This is a genomic window from Microbacterium sp. che218 (assembly GCF_040436305.1).
Classification (GTDB): domain Bacteria; phylum Actinomycetota; class Actinomycetes; order Actinomycetales; family Microbacteriaceae; genus Microbacterium; species Microbacterium algihabitans.
Genome location: NZ_AP031501.1, coordinates 1,725,262 through 1,742,197 on the forward strand (window position 1 = coordinate 1,725,262; position 16,936 = coordinate 1,742,197).

A 16,936-nucleotide genomic window follows, 5' to 3' on the forward strand; every position below is an offset into this window, starting at 1 on the left:
CCTGCCGCCGGTCACCCGGACTCCTCACTCGCCGAAGAAGGCGTGCGACGCCACGATCGCGGCGTAATCCCGGGGTTGCCAGTCGACCAGAGTGGATGACACCCATCGGTCGGCCCGCAGGTCGTGGATCTCGACCACGCCGCCCGCATCGCGCTCGCAATGAACGGTGTCGGCTTCCGTCGCGCACGCGAAGCCCTGACCGGCCAGAGTCGTCTGAACGGCCGCGGACCCCTGGTCCGACACCGTGGAGACCGTCGTCTCGAGCGAGCGATCCCCCTCTCCGCGCCAGTGGCACGTCACGACCACCGTCGCGCCGGCGGCGGCGACGGCCTCCGGCGTCGAGGCGGCGGCCGTGTGCCGCTGCGAGAGCAGGGCCCCCGGCGACCACACGAGCGACGACCAGAGCGGCTGGGAGTAGAGGTGCCGGCAGTCCGAGGCCGGGGGCGGCGGCGGCTCCCCCGTGTCGGACGGGACCGTCGAGGCGGCGCGCAGGGTCTCACCGACGAAGGAGACCGCGACCGGCACACCGGGCATCGCGAGCACGACGAGGCCGCCGACGGCGGCCGCGCACAACAGCCCCGCCGGCCAGGCCAGCCACAGGCTGCGTCCACCGATCCGGGCCATGCGTTCCTCCGCATCCACGGTAGGCGCACCACCCCTCGGCAGCGGGTCCCCGACACGCCGCGACCCCGGCCCGACACGCCGTCGACACCGCCCTGACACGACGAAGGCCCCCGGCGCGAGCCGGGGGCCTTCAGGGTGATCAGGATGCCGCGTCGAGGACGCGGCATCCCTGAATCAGTTGTACGTGCCGGGCGTGAAGTCGTCCGTCGAGAAGCTGTCGAAGTCGACGTAGCTCAGGTCGGCGTCGCTGTACGCGCCGTCCGAGGCGAAGATGCGGTTGGGGTACCGCTCGCTCTTGGCCTCTTCCGTCGCCTCGACCGTGACGTTGCGGTACTTCGCAAGTCCGGTTCCGGCGGGGATGAGCTTTCCGATGATGACGTTCTCCTTGAGGCCGACCAGCGGGTCGCTCTTGCCCTCCATGGCCGCCTGCGTCAGAACGCGGGTGGTCTCCTGGAACGACGCGGCCGACAGCCACGACTCGGTCGCGAGCGACGCCTTGGTGATACCCATCAGCTCGGGACGACCCGACGCGGGGCGCTTGCCCTCGCCGACCGTCTCGCGGTTGATGGTCTGGTAGCGCTTGAAGTCCACCAGCTCACCGGGCAGCAGGTCGGTGTCGCCGTGGTCGACGACGGTGACCTTGCGGAGCATCTGTCGGACGATGACCTCGATGTGCTTGTCGTGGATCGGCACACCCTGCGAGCGGTACACGCCCTGGACGCCGTTGACGAGGTACTTCTGCACCTCGCGGGCACCCTGCACGCGCATGACCTCCTTGGGGTCGAGCGTTCCGACCAGGATCGGCTCGCCGACCGAGACGTGCTGGCCGTCTTCGACCAGGAGCGTCGCGCGCTTCAGGACGGGGTAGACCACCGGCTCGTCGCCGTTGTCGGGCGTGAGGATGACCTTCTTGGCCTTGTCGGTCTCGTCGATCGTGATGCGGCCGTCGGCCTCGGCGATCGGCGACGCACCCTTGGGGGTACGGGCCTCGAACAGCTCCTGCACACGGGGAAGACCCTGCGTGATGTCATCCGCCGACGCCGAACCACCGGTGTGGAAGGTACGCATCGTCAGCTGGGTACCGGGCTCACCGATCGACTGGGCCGCGATGATACCGACGGCCTCGCCGATGTCGACGATCTTGCCGGTGGCCAGCGAACGGCCGTAGCACTTCGCGCAGACACCCACGGCCGAGTCGCAGGTCAGCACGGAGCGGACCTTGATCGACTCCACGCCACCTTCGACCAGCTTGTTGATGAGCACGTCGCCCACGTCGTCGCCGGCCTCGGCCAGCACGGTGCCCTGCGCGTCGACGACCGCCGTGGCGAGCGTGCGAGCGAACACCGAGTTCTCGACGTTGGCGTCCTTGACCAGCGAACCGGTCGAGTCGGCGGCGGCGATCGGGAGCTCGAGGCCCTTCGACGTGCCGCAGTCCTCTTCGCGGATGATGACGTCCTGCGAGACGTCGACGAGACGACGCGTCAGGTACCCCGAGTCGGCCGTACGGAGGGCCGTGTCGGCCAGACCCTTACGGGCACCGTGGGTCGCGATGAAGTACTCGGCGACCGACAGACCCTCGCGGTACGAGGAGATGATCGGACGCGGGATGATCTCACCCTTGGGGTTGTTCACCAGGCCTCGCATACCCGCGATGTTGCGGATCTGCAGCCAGTTACCACGGGCGCCCGACGAGACCATGCGGTTGATGGTGTTGTCGGCGGGGAAGTTGTCCCGCATCGCCTTCTGGACCTCGTCGGTGGCCTCGGTCCAGATCTTGATGAGCTCCTGACGACGCTCGGCGTCGGTGGTGAGACCCTTCTCGTACTGGCCCTGGACCTTCGCGGCCTGCTTCTCGTAGCCCGCGACGATCTCCGCCTTGTTCGGCGGGGTGAGGATGTCGCTCAGCGCCACCGTGACACCCGAACGGGTGGCCCAGTAGAAGCCGGCGTCCTTGATGCGGTCGAGCGAAGCAGCGACCTCCACCTTCGGGTACTCCTCGGCGAGCTTGTTGACGATCTGCGACAGCTTGCCCTTGTCGGCCTGCTCGCGCACGAACGGGTAGCCCTTCGGGAGCGTGTCGTTGAAGATCGCCTGACCGAGCGACGCGTCGACCAGACCGTGCTTCTCGTAGCCCTCGGGCGCCTGGCCCTCGAGGAACGTGAGGCCGGGGATGCGGATGCGCGCCTTGGCCTGCAGGTCGAGGGTGCCCTCGTCCTTGGCCAGGATCGCCTCGCCCACCGAACCGAACGCACGGCCTTCGCCCTTCGCACCCTCCTTGAGGGTGGTCAGGTGGTGCAGACCGATGATCATGTCCTGCGAGGGCAGCGTCACCGGACGGCCGTCCGACGGCTTGAGGATGTTGTTCGAGGCGAGCATCAGCACGCGCGCCTCGGCCTGAGCCTCGACCGACAGGGGAAGGTGGACGGCCATCTGGTCACCGTCGAAGTCGGCGTTGAACGCCGCGCACACGAGCGGGTGCAGCTGGATCGCCTTGCCCTCGACGAGCTGGGGCTCGAACGCCTGGATGCCGAGACGGTGCAGGGTGGGTGCACGGTTCAGCAGCACGGGGCGCTCGCGGATGATCTCCTCGAGCACGTCCCAGACCTCGGGACGGTAGCGCTCGACGGCGCGCTTGGCGGCCTTGATGTTCTGCGAGTGACCGAGGTCGATCAGGCGCTTGATCACGAAGGGCTTGAACAGCTCCAGGGCCATCTGCTTGGGCAGACCGCACTGGTGGAGCTTGAGCTGGGGCCCGACGATGATGACGGAACGGCCCGAGTAGTCCACGCGCTTTCCGAGCAGGTTCTGGCGGAAGCGACCCTGCTTTCCCTTGAGCATGTCGCTCAGGGACTTCAGGGCGCGGTTGCCGGTACCGGTGACGGGGCGACCACGCCGACCGTTGTCGAACAGTGCGTCGACGGCCTCCTGCAGCATGCGCTTCTCGTTGTTGACGATGATCTCGGGGGCACCGAGGTCGATCAGGCGACGGAGGCGGTTGTTGCGGTTGATCACGCGACGGTAGAGGTCGTTCAGGTCGGAGGTGGCGAAACGGCCACCGTCGAGCTGGACCATCGGACGAAGCTCCGGCGGGATCACCGGGACGACGTCGAGCACCATCGAGGCCGGGCTCATGCCGGTCTGCAGGAACGAGTTGACGACCTTCAGGCGCTTGATCGCGCGGATCTTGCGCTGGCCCTTGCCCTCGGAGATCTGCAGGTGCAGGTTGTCGGCCTCGGCCTGCAGGTCGAAGGCCTCGAGACGACGCTTGATCGACTCCGCGCCCATGTGGGCCTCGAAGTACTGACCGAAGCGGTCCTGGAGCTCGTGGAAGACGTCGTCTTCGGGCTTCAGGGCGCCCACCTCGAGCGTGCGGAAGTCCTCCCACACGCGCTCGAGCTTGGCGATCTGCTCGTCGGCGCTCTTGCGGGCCGCCGTCATGTCCTTCTCGGCGGCGTCCTTGACCTTCTTCTTCTGGTCGGCCTTGGCACCCTCGGCCTCGAGAGCCGCGAGCTCCTCCTCCAGCTTGGCCATGCGCGCCGCGATGCGGGCGTCACGACGGTCGCCGAGCGTCTTGAGCTCGAGACGGATGTTGTTCTCCTGCGTCGCCAGGTCGCGGTGACGAGCATCCTCGTCGACCGAGATGACCATGTAGGCGGCGAAGTAGATGACCTTCTCGAGGTCCTTCGGCGCCATGTCGAGCAGGTAGCCGAGGCGCGAGGGGACGCCCTTGAAGTACCAGATGTGCGTGACGGGCGCGGCGAGCTCGATGTGGCCCATGCGCTCGCGACGGACCGAGCTCTTGGTGACCTCGACGCCGCAGCGCTCGCAGACGATGCCCTTGAAGCGGACGCGCTTGTACTTTCCGCAGGCGCACTCCCAGTCGCGGGAGGGTCCGAAGATCTGCTCGCCGAAGAGGCCGTCCTTCTCGGGCTTCAGCGTGCGGTAGTTGATCGTCTCGGGCTTCTTGACCTCACCGAAGGACCAACGACGGATGTCGTCGGCGGTGGCCAGACCGATACGGATCTGATCGAAAGTGGTTGATTCGAGCACTGGTTCTCCTGTGTCGGAATTCTCTGAAATCTGAGCTGGGTCGCTGAGCTGGAAGCTCAGATCTCGTCGATCGACGAGGACTCGAAGCGGCTGGAGATGTTGATGCCGAGCTCTTCCGCAGCGCGGAAGGCGTCGTCATCCGTGTCGCGCAGGTTGACAGCCGTGCCGTCGGCCGAGAGGACCTCGACGTTCAGGCAGAGCGACTGCATCTCCTTCATGAGCACCTTGAAGGACTCGGGGATGCCGGGCTCCTGGATGTTCTCGCCCTTGACGATGGCCTCGTACACCTTGACGCGGCCGAGGATGTCGTCGGACTTGATCGTGAGGAGCTCCTGCAGCGCGTACGCGGCACCGTAGGCCTCGAGCGCCCACACTTCCATCTCACCGAAGCGCTGACCACCGAACTGCGCCTTACCACCGAGCGGCTGCTGGGTGATCATCGAGTACGGGCCCGTCGAACGCGCGTGGATCTTGTCGTCGACGAGGTGGTGCAGCTTCAGGATGTACATGTAGCCGACCGAGATGGGCGCCGGGAACGGCTCGCCGGAGCGGCCGTCGAACAGCAGCGTCTTACCCGTGGAGTCGACCAGGCGGTCGCCGTCGCGGTTCGGGATCGTCGAGTCGAGCAGACCCGCGATCTCGGCCTCGAACGCACCGTCGAACACCGGGGTGGCGACCTTCGTGCCGGGAGCCGCCTCGCGGGCGACCTCGGGCAGCTGGGCGGCCCACTCGGGGGTGCCCTCGACCTTCCAGCCCTGCTGGGCGATCCAGCCGAGGTGGAGCTCGAGGACCTGGCCGAAGTTCATTCGACCCGGGATGCCGAGCGGGTTGAGGATGATGTCGACCGGCGTGCCGTCGGACAGGAAGGGCATGTCCTCGATCGGGAGGATCTTGGCGATGACACCCTTGTTGCCGTGGCGGCCGGCGAGCTTGTCGCCCTCGGTGATCTTGCGCTTCTGGGCGATGTAGACCACGACGCGGCGGTTGACGCCCGAGCCGAGCTCGTCGTCACCGTCTTCGGCGTTGAACTCCTTGACGGCGATGATCGTGCCCTGCTCGCCGTGGGGCACCTTCAGCGAGGTGTCACGGACTTCGCGGCTCTTCTCGTTGAAGATCGCGCGGAGCAGGCGCTCCTCGGCGCTCAGCTCGGTCTCGCCCTTGGGCGTGACCTTGCCGACGAGGATGTCGCCGGGACGCACCTCGGCGCCGATGCGGATGATGCCGCGGTCGTCGAGGTCCTTCAGCAGGTCGGGGCTGACGTTGGGGAGGTCACGGGTGATCTCCTCCTTGCCGAGCTTCGTGTCGCGCGCGTCGACCTCGTACTCCTCGATGTGGATCGACGACAGCGTGTCGTCCTTCACGAGGTCCTGGCTGAGGATGATCGCGTCCTCGAAGTTGTGGCCTTCCCAGGTCATGAACGCCACGAGGAGGTTCTTGCCGAGGGCGAGCTCGCCGTTCTCGGTCGCAGGACCGTCGGCGATGACCTCGCCGGCCTCGATGCGCTCGCCGGCCGAGACGACCACGCGCTGGTTGTACGACGTGCCCTGGTTGGAGCGGTCGAACTTGCGCAGGAAGTAGTCCTGCGTGCCACCCTCGTCGAGCTGGATGGTCACGACGTCGGCCGAGACCTCCAGGACCACACCGGCCTTGTCGGCGGTGACGACGTCACCGGCGTCGATGGCTGCGAAGCCCTCCATACCGGTACCCACGACGGGCGACTCGCTGCGCACGAGCGGCACGGCCTGGCGCTGCATGTTCGCACCCATGAGGGCGCGGTTGGCGTCGTCGTGCTCGAGGAACGGGATGAGCGAGGTCGCCACCGACACCATCTGGCGCGGCGAGACGTCCATGTAGCCGATCTCGTCGTTCGGGAAGAGGTCGACCTCGCCACCCTGGCCACGACGCGCGAGGATGCGGTCCTCGACGAAGTGTCCGTCGGCCTGGAGGGCGACACCGGCCTGAGCGACGATGTGGTCGCTCTCTTCGCTGGCGGTGAGGTAGTCGATCTGGTCGGTCACCCGGCCGTCGACGACGCGACGGTACGGGGTCTCGATGAAACCGAAGGCGTTGATGCGGGCGAACGAGGCCAGCGAGCCGATCAGACCGATGTTCGGGCCTTCAGGGGTCTCGATGGGGCACATGCGGCCGTAGTGCGACGGGTGGACGTCGCGGACCTCGACGCCGGCGCGCTCACGCGACAGACCGCCGGGGCCCAGGGCCGACAGGCGGCGCTTGTGGGTCAGACCCGCGAGCGGGTTGTTCTGGTCCATGAACTGCGACAGCTGCGAGGTTCCGAAGAACTCCTTGATCGCGGCGACGACGGGGCGCACGTTGATCAGGGTCTGCGGCGTGATCGCCTCGATGTCCTGCGTGGTCATGCGCTCGCGGACGACGCGCTCCATGCGCGACAGACCGGTGCGGACCTGGTTCTGGATGAGCTCGCCGACGGCGCGGATGCGACGGTTGCCGAAGTTGTCGATGTCGTCGGTGTCGAGACGGATCTCGGCAGCCTGGCCACCGCGGACACCGTCGAACGTGACGTCACCGCGGTGCAGGCGCACGAGGTACTTGATCGTGGCGACGATGTCGTCGACGGTCAGCACCGAGTCGCTCAGCGGCTTGTCGAGACCGAGCTTCTGGTTGATCTTGTAGCGACCCACCTTGGCCAGGTCGTAGCGCTTGGAGTTGAAGTAGAAGTTGTCCAGCAGCGCGCGGGCGGCCTCGGCGGCGACCTGCTCGCCCGGACGGAGCTTGCGGTAGATGTCGCGGAGGGCGTCTTCCTTCGTGAGGATCGTGTCCTTGGACAGCGTCTCTTCGATGGAGTCGAAGCCGGAGAACTCGGCGAGGATGTCTTCGCTGGTCAGGCCGAGGGCCTTGAGGAAGACGGTGACCGACTGCTTGCGCTTGCGGTCGATGCGCACGCCGACCTGGTCGCGCTTGTCGATCTCGAACTCGAGCCAGGCTCCGCGCGAGGGGATGACGCGCGCCGACACGATGTCCTTGTCGGAGGTCTTGTCGGGCGTCTTGTCGAAGTAGACACCGGGCGAACGCACGAGCTGCGACACGACGACACGCTCGGTGCCGTTGATGATGAACGTGCCCTTGTCGGTCTGGAGCGGGAAGTCGCCCATGAAGACCGTCTGGGTCTTGATCTCACCGGTCTGGTGGTTCATGAACTCGGCCTCGACGTACAGCGGGGCGGCGTAGGTCTTGCCGCGCTCCTTGCACTCTTCGATCGAGTACTTCTCGGGCTCGAGGTACGGGTTCGTGAACGAGAGCTGCATCGTCTCGCTCAGGTCTTCGATGGGAGAGATCTCCTCGAAGATCTCCTCGAGTCCGCTGATCTCGGGGACGTCGGTGCGTCCCTGTTCCTGGGCCTCGGCGACGCGCGCCTTCCAGGCCTCGTTACCGACGAGCCAGTCGAACGACTCGGTCTGCAGTGCGAGCAGATCGGGAACGGTCAGCTTGTCGGAGATCTTCGCGAACGAGAGGCGGGATGCTCCGCGTCCGCTCTTGGGGGTGGTGGTGGTGGATGCGTTGCTCGCAGCAGCCAAGGGAATAACCTCCAGAAGCCCGGGCGAGGGGCTCGTGATTCCTTGTCGTCAGGTGGAGTGCGTTCCTGCCCCGATAACCTGCTCGCCGCACACCGCGATGAAGCGGGGACGGGCAGGCTCAGCCGACCACCATATGAGGGCAGGGGGAATCGAGGAGCGCAAAGTCCAAGCATACGCGGGAGGACTCGCCGTGTCCAGTCCAATTCTTGACGCGTCTGCGGACCTGCGGTATAACCGCGTGCGCCCGTTCGGCATTCCCCTCGCCGGCGCCGTTCAGCCGCGCCGGAACCGCACTCGATCGCCCGGCCGCACCTGTGCGAGCGCGTCGAGCGCGGCATCCGGAACCACCCCGATCACGGGGTAGCCGCCGGTCACGGGCCCGTCGGCCAGGAGGATCACCGGGCGCCCGTGCGGGGGGACCTGGATCGCCCCGGGGCGCATGCCCTCGCTGGGCAGCTCTTCGGGGCGCACGCGCGCGAGGGCGGGGCCGTCGAGGCGGATGCCGATGCGGTCGAGGTCGGGCGAGACGGTCCAGGTCGCCTCGACCAACGCGTCGACGGCGGCGGGGGCGAACCACTCCGCGCGGGGTCCGGGGCCGAGAACCATATCGAGCGCGGACGGCGGCACCGACCAGGGGAACCCGTCGATCGCGGGGATCTCGCCGACCGCGGATCCGCTGCGCACGACCGCGTCCGCCCGCAGCGGCGCGGGGCCGAGACCGGCGAGCACGTCGGTCGCACGGGAGCCGAGGGCGGTGGGCGCGTCGACTCCCCCGCGGATCGCGAGGTACAGCCGCAGGCCCCCGCGGGCGGGCGCGATCGACAGCTCGGCGCCGGCGGACAGCAGCAGGGGCGCGTAGGCGTCGGCCGCGCGGCCGTCGACGGAGACGTCGGCGAGCGCGCCCGTCACGGCGACCCAAATGTCGACCTCGGCCCGCGCGCGGAAGCCGCCGAGGGTGATCTCGATGCCCGCGGCCGACTCGGCGTTGCCGACGAGGCGGTTCGCGATGCGGAGCGCTTCCCGGTCGAGGGCGCCGGAGCGTGCCACCCCGAGGGATGCGCGGCCGGGGCGCCCGAGGTCCTGCACGGTGGCGAGCGGGCCGGGGGCGACGATGCGCAGGGCGGGGGTCGTGTGCGGGGAGGGGGTCGCGGCTGCTGCCGGTGGTCCGCCCGCCAGATATCCGGCGCCGACCCGCACCCGTTCCCGCGCGGGCACGAACCGCACGCGGGCTCGGGGTGGCAGCAGCACGGGCTCGGCGGCATCCGGATCGAACAGCACCGCGTCGGTCGACGCGATCAACCGCCACCCTCCCGGGGTGTCGCGCGGATACGCGCCGGTGAAGGAGCCCGCGAGGCCGACGGCTCCGGCGGGAACCCGCGTGCGCGGTCGGGCGAGGCGCGGCACGTCGAAGGGCCAGTCCGGGCTCACGAGATAGGCGAAGCCGGGCGCGAAGCCGGTGAACGCCACCGTCCACTCCGCGGCGCGGTGGCGGGCGACGAGCTCGTCGGGGCGGATGCCGAGGAGTTCGGCCGTGTCGACCAGGTCGACGCCGTCGTAGCGCACGGGCACCTCGACACGGGGGCCGGGGGGCGCGGCATCCGGAACCGCTCTCTCGGCTGCGCGCACCCACGCGCCCACGACCGCCGCGGAGGTGCGGCGCGGGTCGAAGGCCACCAGGACCGTGCGGGCGGCCGGCACGAGATCGTCGACGCCGGGGAGAGGATCCGCGGCGAGCGCTGCGTGCAGGCGCGTGACGGCCGCGAGGTCGGCCACCTCGGCGAGCACGGCGCTCTCCCCCATCGGTCGCAGGGTCACCACGGAGCGCGCACCTCGACACTGGCGTCGTCGAGGGCCGAACGCACGGCCCGCGCCATCGCCACCGCGGCGGGGGTGTCGCCGTGCAGGCAGAGCGACGCGGCGCGCACCTCGAGCATTGTCCCGTCGACCGTCTCGACGAGGCCGTCGCGCACGAGGCGCGCCGCGCGTTCGGCCACGACCGCGGGATCGTCGATCAACGCACCCGGTCGGTCGCGCGGGACGAGGCCTCCGGCTCGGGTGTAGCCGCGGTCGAGGAAGGCCTCGTGCACGAAGGGAAGGTTCGCGGATGCCGCGGCCTCGGCGATCGCACCGGGCATGCCCAGCACGGGCAGGGCGCGGCCGAGCCGTGCGGAGAGATCGGCGACGGCGGCGACGACGGCCTCGGCCTGCCGCTGCTCGACGGTGACCGCGTGATAGAGGGCGCCGTGCGGCTTGACGTAGCGGAGGTCCGCCCCGGCGGCGGCGAGAGCCCCGAGCTGCCCGGAGACGCCTGCGCGCAGCTCCGCGGGGTCGGGGTCGCGGCGGATCCGTCCGAAGTTCGCGCGATCGACGTACGAGGGGTGGGCCCCCACGGCGACGCCGAAGCGCGCGGCGCGCTCGACCGACGCCCGCATCGACGCGGCATCGCCCGCGTGCCCGCCGCACGCGACGTTCGCGCTGGAGATGACAGCGAACATCGCCTCGTCGTCGGCCGTGGGCACGCCGTCGACGGTCTCGCCGAGGTCGGCGTTCAGGTCCACCCGCATGCCGCCACGGTACCGGCGGGCGGCCCGACGCGGGCCGGTGCGGGGCGGGGCGCGGGTTAGCGTTGACGCATGGCACGGATGCGCGTGGAACCCGACGATGCTCCGACGGCGCGCCTGTCGGACGGATCCCTCGCCCGCGTCACGCCCTCGGGCTTCGTCTCGGGCTTCGAACTGGTGGTCGACGGCACGCCCCAGTCGCACGTCGACCTCGACGATCCCACGCACCTGCACTTCGAGTACGTGGCCCGCATGGGTGCCGTCATCGACAGACTCCGGATGCCGGGGCAACCCCTCACCGCCGTGCACCTGGGTGCGGGGGCGCTGACCCTGCCGCGGTACGTCGAGGCCACACGGCCCGGATCGCGCCAGCAGGTCATCGAGCTCGAGCCGGCGCTCTGGGACCTCGTGCGCGAGAACCTCCCCCTGCCCCGCGGCGCCGCCGTGCGCGTGCGCATCGGCGACGCCCGCGCGGGCGTCTCGCGGTTGCCCGCCGGGCTCACCGGAGCCGTCGACCTCCTCGTGAGCGACGTCTACTCCGGCGCGCAGACGCCCGCCCACCTGACGACCGTGGAGTTCTACCGCGACGCCGCGCGACTGCTCGCCCCCGACGGCGTGCTGCTGGTCAACGTGTCGGACGGGCCCGGCCTCGCCTTCGCCCGTCGACAGGTCGCGACCGTGCGCGCGGTCCTGCCCGAGGTGATCGTGCTCGCCGAGGTGCAGGTGCTCAAGGGGCGCCGCTTCGGCAACCTCGTGGTGGCCGCCTCCGCCGCGGCGCTCCCCGTCGAGTGGCTCCCCCGGCTCATGGCCGCCGGCCCCCACCCCGCGAAGGTCGCACAGGGCGCCGAGATCGACGAGTTCATCCGCGACGCCCGACCGGCCACCGACGCCGACGCGACGCCGTCGCCCAAGCCCTCGGCATCCATCTTCGAGAGGTGACCGCGTGGCGCGCCCGCCCGCGGGCCGCGGGCATCGCAGACTGGAACCCTGCCTGACCGAGAGGAGCGACGGTGAGCTTTATCCACGGGTACGACCCCGACACGTTGCGTGAGATCACCGACTCTCGTGAGTGCGCGGACCGTCTCGAGGAGATCGGTTCGCAGCGCAGTCTGCACGCGCTGCTCGAGCGCGTGTGGTTGCTGAAGGTGCTGGACCGCTTCGACGAGGCCCTGAGCATCTCCGAGCAGTCCGTGCGCGTCGCCCGCATGGCCGGCACCCGCCGCGACCTGCTGCGCGCGCGCATCCTGCACGCCACGATCATGCAGTGCCGCGGCGCCTACGCCGCCGCCGAGCAGGAGCTCACCATGTGCGCCGAAGAGGCCGAGGGCCAGGGCTGGGCGAGCATCGCCGCCTTCGCGCTGCAGCACCGCGGCAAGGTGCACTACGACGAGGGCGACTACGAGGGCGCCCGTCGCGACTTCAAGCAGGCCCTGTTCCTGCGCCAGAACTCCGGCGCGACCGACAAGCAGCTCGAATCGACCCTGCTCGCGATCGACGCCGCCGACCGTCGCCGCGCCCGCGAGGTCGTCGCGAGTTGAGTGTCGGAGCTTCGGCTTAGTCTTCCGGTCATGTCCGACCTGCAGCGTGTGCGCATCTGGGCCGAGGCGCTGATCGCCCTCCACCTCGATGCGTCGTGGACGTTCGCCTTCGACAACGCCAAGCGCCGCGCGGGGCTGTGCGACTACACCCGCAAGCGCATCAGCGTGTCGCGCTACCTCACCGCGCGTTACGACGACGACACCAACCACCAGACGCTGCTGCACGAGGTGGCGCACGCCCTGGCGGGTCCGGCCGCGGGCCACGGCCCGGGCTGGAAGCGGGTCGCTCTCGACCTCGGTTACGTGGGCGGCACGACGCACGCGGGCGAGACCGCCAACGAGCTCGCGCCGTGGGTGGGCACCTGCCCGGCCGGGCATGTCGCCTATCGGCATCGCCGGGCCACCCGGCCGACCTCGTGCGCGCGCTGCGCCCCGTCGTTCGACCCGCGCTTCGCGCTGTCGTGGGAGCACCGCGAGATCAGCACCGCGACGCGTCTGGCGGCGGCGACGCCGCGCTGAGCACGTCAGGACTTGTCTCGCCTGCCCTGCACGATGAGCAGGACGATGAGGAGGACGGCGGACGCGACTCCCAGAAGTCCGAATGCCCAGGTGGGGAGTCCGAGCAGGCGGTTGACGCCGACTCCCGGCGAGCTGTCGTTGCCCAGGTTGGCGAAGAAGACGACCGCGCAGAGTGCACCCACGAACCCGAACACGACGATGGGGCCCGTAATCTTCGGATCCACGGTGAGCACCTCAGAACTATGAGCGGTCGGACGGGCGGCCGGTGCTCCTCGGGGAGCGAGATCGCGACTCTGCGGCGAGCCTAACTTTCCGCACCGGCGGCGTCGGAACCCCTTGCTCGGCCGACAGGCGTGTGAGCGGAATCCGTCCGGCCTAGGCGGGGCCGAACACTCCGTCGCTCAGCACGGGGACGACGGATGCCGCGTCGCGGGTCGCCGCGTGCAGCACGCCGTCGCGACCACCGTCGGCCACCAATGCCCGCCCCGTGCCGCTCGCGGTGAGCAGGTGCCGCACGGCGCCCCCGAGGGCGCGGAACCCTTCTCCTGCCACCGCGGCGTCGGGCGAGGCGTGGTCGATGCCGAGGTCGCCGAGCGCCGCGATCACCGCTCCCGCCCCGAGCAGGTCGTCGACCGCGAAGCGGAGGGCCTCGTCGCCGTCGGGGTATCCGGCCGCGACGATCGAGATGCTCGTGCGCTCGCCGCGCGATCGCTGCACCGCGAGCACGTGGTCGGCGACCGCGGCGGCGTTGCGCAGACCGCCGACGACGACGTGGGCTCCTGTCGCCTCTGCGGCGAGCGCGAGCGCCGCCGCGGGGTCGTCGTCGCCCGCCAGGTCGAGGGCAGCGCCGTGCTCCACCGCTGAGAGGGCGTGAGCGGTCAGGCCGAGGGTCTGCACCACGACGACGACGTGAGCCGGGGCGAGGCGGTCGAAGCCCCGCCGCCCCCAGTCGAAGCGGACCTGGTAGTCGGACTGCGCGTGGGGATCACTGCTCGGCATCCTTCGAGCCTAGAACGCCAGGCTCCGGCTCCGCCGCGTCAAGCCGGGGTCGATACCGAGGGTCGTCGTGCAGCATGAGCCGCATGCGCATTCTGCTGAAGTTCGTCGTCGACTGCGACCCGGATGCCGCTTGGCGCGCCCTGCACTCGCCGCGCGCCGTGGCGGAGCTCTACGGTCCCCTGCTCGACGTGGAGGCGCTCGGCACCATGCCCACGTCGTTCGAATCGGGCGACGACGTGCCCGTGCAGATGAGCGTGGCAGGGCTCGTGCCGGTCGGACGCCAGCTCATCTCGGTGGCCGATCGCGAGACGCGCGACGGAAACGGCCGGGTGCGCGTGTTCCGCGACTGGGGCGTGCCGCTGACCGGTCCGCTCGCCGCACTCGACGTGTGGGACCACCAGATGGCGGTGTCTGCGGCTCCGGGCGATCCGTCGAAGACCCTCTGGCGCGAACGACTGACCATCGGCGGCGCTGCTGCTCCCGCGCTCTGGCCGGGCCTGTGGGCGACGTGGCAGTGGCGCGCGACGCGCATCAAGGCCCTCGCCCCGACCTGGGCGCACGACCCCGAGTCCGAGTCCGAGCCCGAGAGCCCCGCGTCCCCGTGACCGCCCTGTCGGTGCGCTCGGCGATGCCCGCCGACGGTCGACGCATCGCGCAGGTGCACGTGCGGAGCTGGACGGAGGCGCACGCCGGGACCGTGCCGCGTTCGCTGTCCGACGCTCTCGATGAAGACCTGTCGGCCTGGCGCTGGGAAGTGCGCCTGGCCGGAGGCACCCCCGCCGGTGCCGAACGGCTGGGTGACGCCTGGGTCGCCGACGTCGACGGGCGCGTCGTCGGGTTCGCCTCGGCCGGCCCCACCCGCGACCCCGACCTGCCCGACGACCAGCGCGAGCTCTACGCGCTCTATGTGCTCGCGCAGCACCACGGCACCGGGGTCGGGCCCGCGCTGATCGATGCCGCGCTCGGCAGTGCGCCCGCGAGCCTGTGGGTGCTCGAGGGCAACGACCGCGCGTTCGCGTTCTACCTCAAGCACGGCTTCCGCCCCGACGGTGCCCGTCGCGACGACGAGCGCTGGGGAGACCCCCTGCACCAGGTGCGCCTCTCGCGCCCCTGACAGGCGGCGCGCCTCAGGCCAAACCGTGCCGATAGGCGAAGACCACCAGCTGCACGCGGTCGCGCAGAGCGAGCTTGGTGAGGATCCGGCTGATGTGGGTCTTCACCGTCGCCTCCGACAAGAACTCGCGCTCCGCGATCTCGGCGTTGCTCAACCCCGCGGCGGCCAGGGCGAAGATCTCGCGCTCGCGCTCGGTGAGCGCGCCGAACGATGCGGGCACGGGCTCCGTCGACCCGGCGTCGGCGATGTGGGCGAACAGCTCGCGCGTGGCTTGCGCCGCGATCACCGCCGATCCGGCGTGCACGGTACGCACCGCGGACAGGAGGAATTCCGGTTCGGCGTCCTTCAGCAGGAACCCGCTGGCTCCGCCCTGGATCGCGCGCGCCGCCGCCTCGTCGAGGTCGAAGGTGGTCAGCACGATCACGCGCGGCGGCTCGGGCTCGCGCAGGATCTCGGCGGTGGCGGCCAGGCCGTCCATCACCGGCATCCGCACGTCCATGAGCACGATGTCGGGCCGCACCTGGCGCACCACCTCGATCGCCTCGCGTCCGTCAGAGGCCTCGCCGACGACCTCGAGGTCGCTCTGCGAGTCGATCACCATGCGGATGCCCGCGCGGAACAGCGACTGATCGTCGACGAGGACGATGCGGACGGGGGCGGTCATGACGGCGCCACCTCTCTGGAATCGCGAAGGGGTCGGCATCCACTCTGCCCCGCCGACGCTCGCCGCGTCGACGCCGCGCTCACGCCCGCGCGCCGATCGGCAGGCTCGACCGCACGGCGAACTCGCCGTACTCCGGCCCGGCCGTGAGCCACCCGCCCACCAGTTGCGCGCGCTCGCGCATGCCGATGAGTCCATGTCCACCCGACGCGACCGGGGCCGTGGAGGGGGCGGATGCCGTGCCCCGCGCGTTGCGCACCGAGAGGTCCACGCGGTCGGGCCACCAGCCCAGGTGCACGCGCACCTCTCCCCCGGCGCCGTGTCGGAGGGCGTTGGTCAGGGCTTCCTGCATGATCCGGTAGACCGCGAGCTGGATGGCCGCGGGCGGCTCCCCGGGCGGTTGCGGGTCGACGTGCACGTCGAGGGCGAGTCCCGCGGCGCGCATGCGATCGAACAGCGCGTGCAGGTCGGCGAGCGTCGGTTGGGGGCCCTCGCCTTGACTGTGGCGGAGCTGGGTGAGCAGGAGACGCACGTCGGTGAGCGCTGCGCGTGCCGTCGACGAGATCGTCGTGAGCGCCTCCGCCGTCGCGGTGGGGTCGGACGCCGCGGCGTAACGCGCCCCGTCGGCCTGCGCGATGACCACCGCGAGCGAGTGGGCCACGACGTCGTGCATGTCGCGGGCGATGCGCACGCGCTCCTGCTCGGCGATCGTCTGCGCCTCGGCCGCGCGCTGGGCTCGGCTGGTGTCGGCCGCGCGCATCGCCGTGCGCACGAGCGCGCCCGACACCCACGAGAGCATGAGGGCGAATCCGGATGCCAGCAGCAGGGCGACCAGCGCGAACCACTCGTTCGGCGAGGGAAGCGCGGTCATCCCGCGACCCACGAGGTACAGCGGCACGATCACCGCCCCCGCGATGCCCGAAGCGAAGCCGCTCCAGAACACGCGCCGCGACCCGTACGCGGCGGTGGTGTACAGCACCGCGAAGATCGCCACGTCGGTGGGCGAGGGTTCGCGGCCGAAGCCCATCTGCAGCAGCGCGCCCGCCCACGCGAGGGAAAGCCCCAGCGCCGGGTGGAGGCGTCGGAAGGCGACCGCGCCGGTGAAGGCGAGGGCGACGAGCACGGCGCCGACGATTCCGCCGAAGCTCGTGCCGCCCGAGGTCTCGATCGCCAGAGCGATGAGGAAGAACGCCGCAGCGACCGAGAGATCGGTGATCAGCTGCGCGCGAGTGAGAGAGCGGAGGACGAACATCACCGCAACGCTACGCGGGGGCCTCCGACACGGCATCCGCCGCACGATGTATCCGCGCGTACCT

At 70.3% G+C, this 16,936-nt stretch carries 14 protein-coding genes; 5 read left to right on the forward strand and 9 right to left on the reverse strand.

From position 1 onward, the window contains the following. Window positions 1–24: 24 nt before the first annotated feature. From ABXS86_RS08135 to pxpA, 5 genes are all read right to left on the reverse strand, one after another. On the reverse strand, window positions 25–624 hold the full coding sequence (locus ABXS86_RS08135; protein ID WP_353666172.1) for a hypothetical protein: 600 nt from the start codon (window positions 622–624) through the stop codon (window positions 25–27). A 174-nt stretch (window positions 625–798) separates the two neighbouring features. After that, window positions 799–4,674: a DNA-directed RNA polymerase subunit beta' gene (rpoC, locus tag ABXS86_RS08140; protein ID WP_307209031.1), complete on the reverse strand. Its 3,876-nt coding sequence runs from the start codon at window positions 4,672–4,674 to the stop codon at window positions 799–801. 56 nt (window positions 4,675–4,730) lie between these two features. Then, window positions 4,731–8,228, reverse strand: coding sequence for a DNA-directed RNA polymerase subunit beta (locus ABXS86_RS08145; RefSeq protein WP_154096198.1), 3,498 nt, complete (start codon window positions 8,226–8,228; stop codon window positions 4,731–4,733). A gap of 273 nt (window positions 8,229–8,501) precedes the next feature. Further along, window positions 8,502–10,046, reverse strand: a complete 1,545-nt coding sequence (locus ABXS86_RS08150) for an urea amidolyase family protein (RefSeq protein WP_353666173.1) — start codon at window positions 10,044–10,046, stop codon at window positions 8,502–8,504. Continuing rightward, entirely contained in the window at window positions 10,040–10,792 is a 753-nt protein-coding gene (gene pxpA / locus ABXS86_RS08155; RefSeq protein ID WP_353666174.1) for a 5-oxoprolinase subunit PxpA, read from the reverse strand. The genes ABXS86_RS08150 and pxpA overlap by 7 nt, the downstream gene beginning before the upstream one ends. Window positions 10,793–10,861: 69 nt before the next feature. On the opposite strand from pxpA, the gene ABXS86_RS08160 reads away from it, so the two are divergent. From ABXS86_RS08160 to ABXS86_RS08170, 3 genes are all read left to right on the forward strand, one after another. Next, window positions 10,862–11,728 (forward strand): spermidine synthase, encoded by an 867-nt coding sequence (locus ABXS86_RS08160; protein WP_144829823.1) that lies wholly within the window; start codon window positions 10,862–10,864, stop codon window positions 11,726–11,728. Between the two features lie 71 nt (window positions 11,729–11,799). After that, window positions 11,800–12,327: a hypothetical protein gene (locus tag ABXS86_RS08165; RefSeq protein ID WP_251506155.1), complete on the forward strand. Its 528-nt coding sequence runs from the start codon at window positions 11,800–11,802 to the stop codon at window positions 12,325–12,327. A gap of 30 nt (window positions 12,328–12,357) precedes the next feature. Continuing rightward, window positions 12,358–12,846 carry a SprT-like domain-containing protein gene (locus ABXS86_RS08170; protein ID WP_307209018.1) on the forward strand — a complete coding sequence of 163 codons (489 nt, stop codon included), beginning with the start codon at window positions 12,358–12,360 and terminating at the stop codon, window positions 12,844–12,846. Window positions 12,847–12,851: 5 nt separating this feature from the next. On the opposite strand, the gene ABXS86_RS08175 is transcribed toward ABXS86_RS08170, so the two are convergent. Next, entirely contained in the window at window positions 12,852–13,070 is a 219-nt protein-coding gene (locus ABXS86_RS08175) for a hypothetical protein (RefSeq protein WP_307209016.1), read from the reverse strand. 151 nt (window positions 13,071–13,221) lie between these two features. Beyond that, window positions 13,222–13,845 carry a 2-phosphosulfolactate phosphatase gene (locus tag ABXS86_RS08180; protein WP_353666175.1) on the reverse strand — a complete coding sequence of 208 codons (624 nt, stop codon included), beginning with the start codon at window positions 13,843–13,845 and terminating at the stop codon, window positions 13,222–13,224. An 83-nt stretch (window positions 13,846–13,928) separates the two neighbouring features. Between ABXS86_RS08180 and ABXS86_RS08185 the strand changes: the two genes are divergently transcribed. Beyond that, complete coding sequence (locus tag ABXS86_RS08185) at window positions 13,929–14,450, forward strand: hypothetical protein (protein WP_307209013.1); 522 nt, start codon at window positions 13,929–13,931, stop codon at window positions 14,448–14,450. Then, window positions 14,447–14,959, forward strand: a complete 513-nt coding sequence (locus tag ABXS86_RS08190) for a GNAT family N-acetyltransferase (protein ID WP_353666176.1) — start codon at window positions 14,447–14,449, stop codon at window positions 14,957–14,959. The genes ABXS86_RS08185 and ABXS86_RS08190 overlap by 4 nt, the downstream gene beginning before the upstream one ends. Window positions 14,960–14,972: 13 nt before the next feature. On the opposite strand, the gene ABXS86_RS08195 is transcribed toward ABXS86_RS08190, so the two are convergent. Both ABXS86_RS08195 and ABXS86_RS08200 read right to left on the reverse strand, forming a co-directional pair. Next, window positions 14,973–15,623, reverse strand: a complete 651-nt coding sequence (locus ABXS86_RS08195) for a response regulator transcription factor (protein WP_353666177.1) — start codon at window positions 15,621–15,623, stop codon at window positions 14,973–14,975. Window positions 15,624–15,702: 79 nt separating this feature from the next. After that, complete coding sequence (locus ABXS86_RS08200; protein WP_307209008.1) at window positions 15,703–16,872, reverse strand: sensor histidine kinase; 1,170 nt, start codon at window positions 16,870–16,872, stop codon at window positions 15,703–15,705. Between the last annotated feature and the right edge of the window lie 64 nt (window positions 16,873–16,936).

Excerpts from the sequence above, each read along its gene's own strand:
- ABXS86_RS08135 (WP_353666172.1), bottom strand. The coding sequence starts at position 624 with ATGGCCCGGATCGGTGGACGCAGCCTGTGGCTGGCCTGGCCGGCGGGG.
- pxpA (WP_353666174.1), bottom strand. The coding sequence starts at position 10,792 with ATGCGGGTGGACCTGAACGCCGACCTCGGCGAGACCGTCGACGGCGTG.
- ABXS86_RS08160 (WP_144829823.1), top strand. The coding sequence starts at position 10,862 with ATGGCACGGATGCGCGTGGAACCCGACGATGCTCCGACGGCGCGCCTG.
- ABXS86_RS08170 (WP_307209018.1), top strand. The coding sequence starts at position 12,358 with ATGTCCGACCTGCAGCGTGTGCGCATCTGGGCCGAGGCGCTGATCGCC.
- ABXS86_RS08180 (WP_353666175.1), bottom strand. The coding sequence starts at position 13,845 with ATGCCGAGCAGTGATCCCCACGCGCAGTCCGACTACCAGGTCCGCTTC.
- ABXS86_RS08185 (WP_307209013.1), top strand. The coding sequence starts at position 13,929 with ATGCGCATTCTGCTGAAGTTCGTCGTCGACTGCGACCCGGATGCCGCT.
- ABXS86_RS08195 (WP_353666177.1), bottom strand. The coding sequence starts at position 15,623 with ATGACCGCCCCCGTCCGCATCGTCCTCGTCGACGATCAGTCGCTGTTC.
- ABXS86_RS08200 (WP_307209008.1), bottom strand. The coding sequence starts at position 16,872 with ATGTTCGTCCTCCGCTCTCTCACTCGCGCGCAGCTGATCACCGATCTC.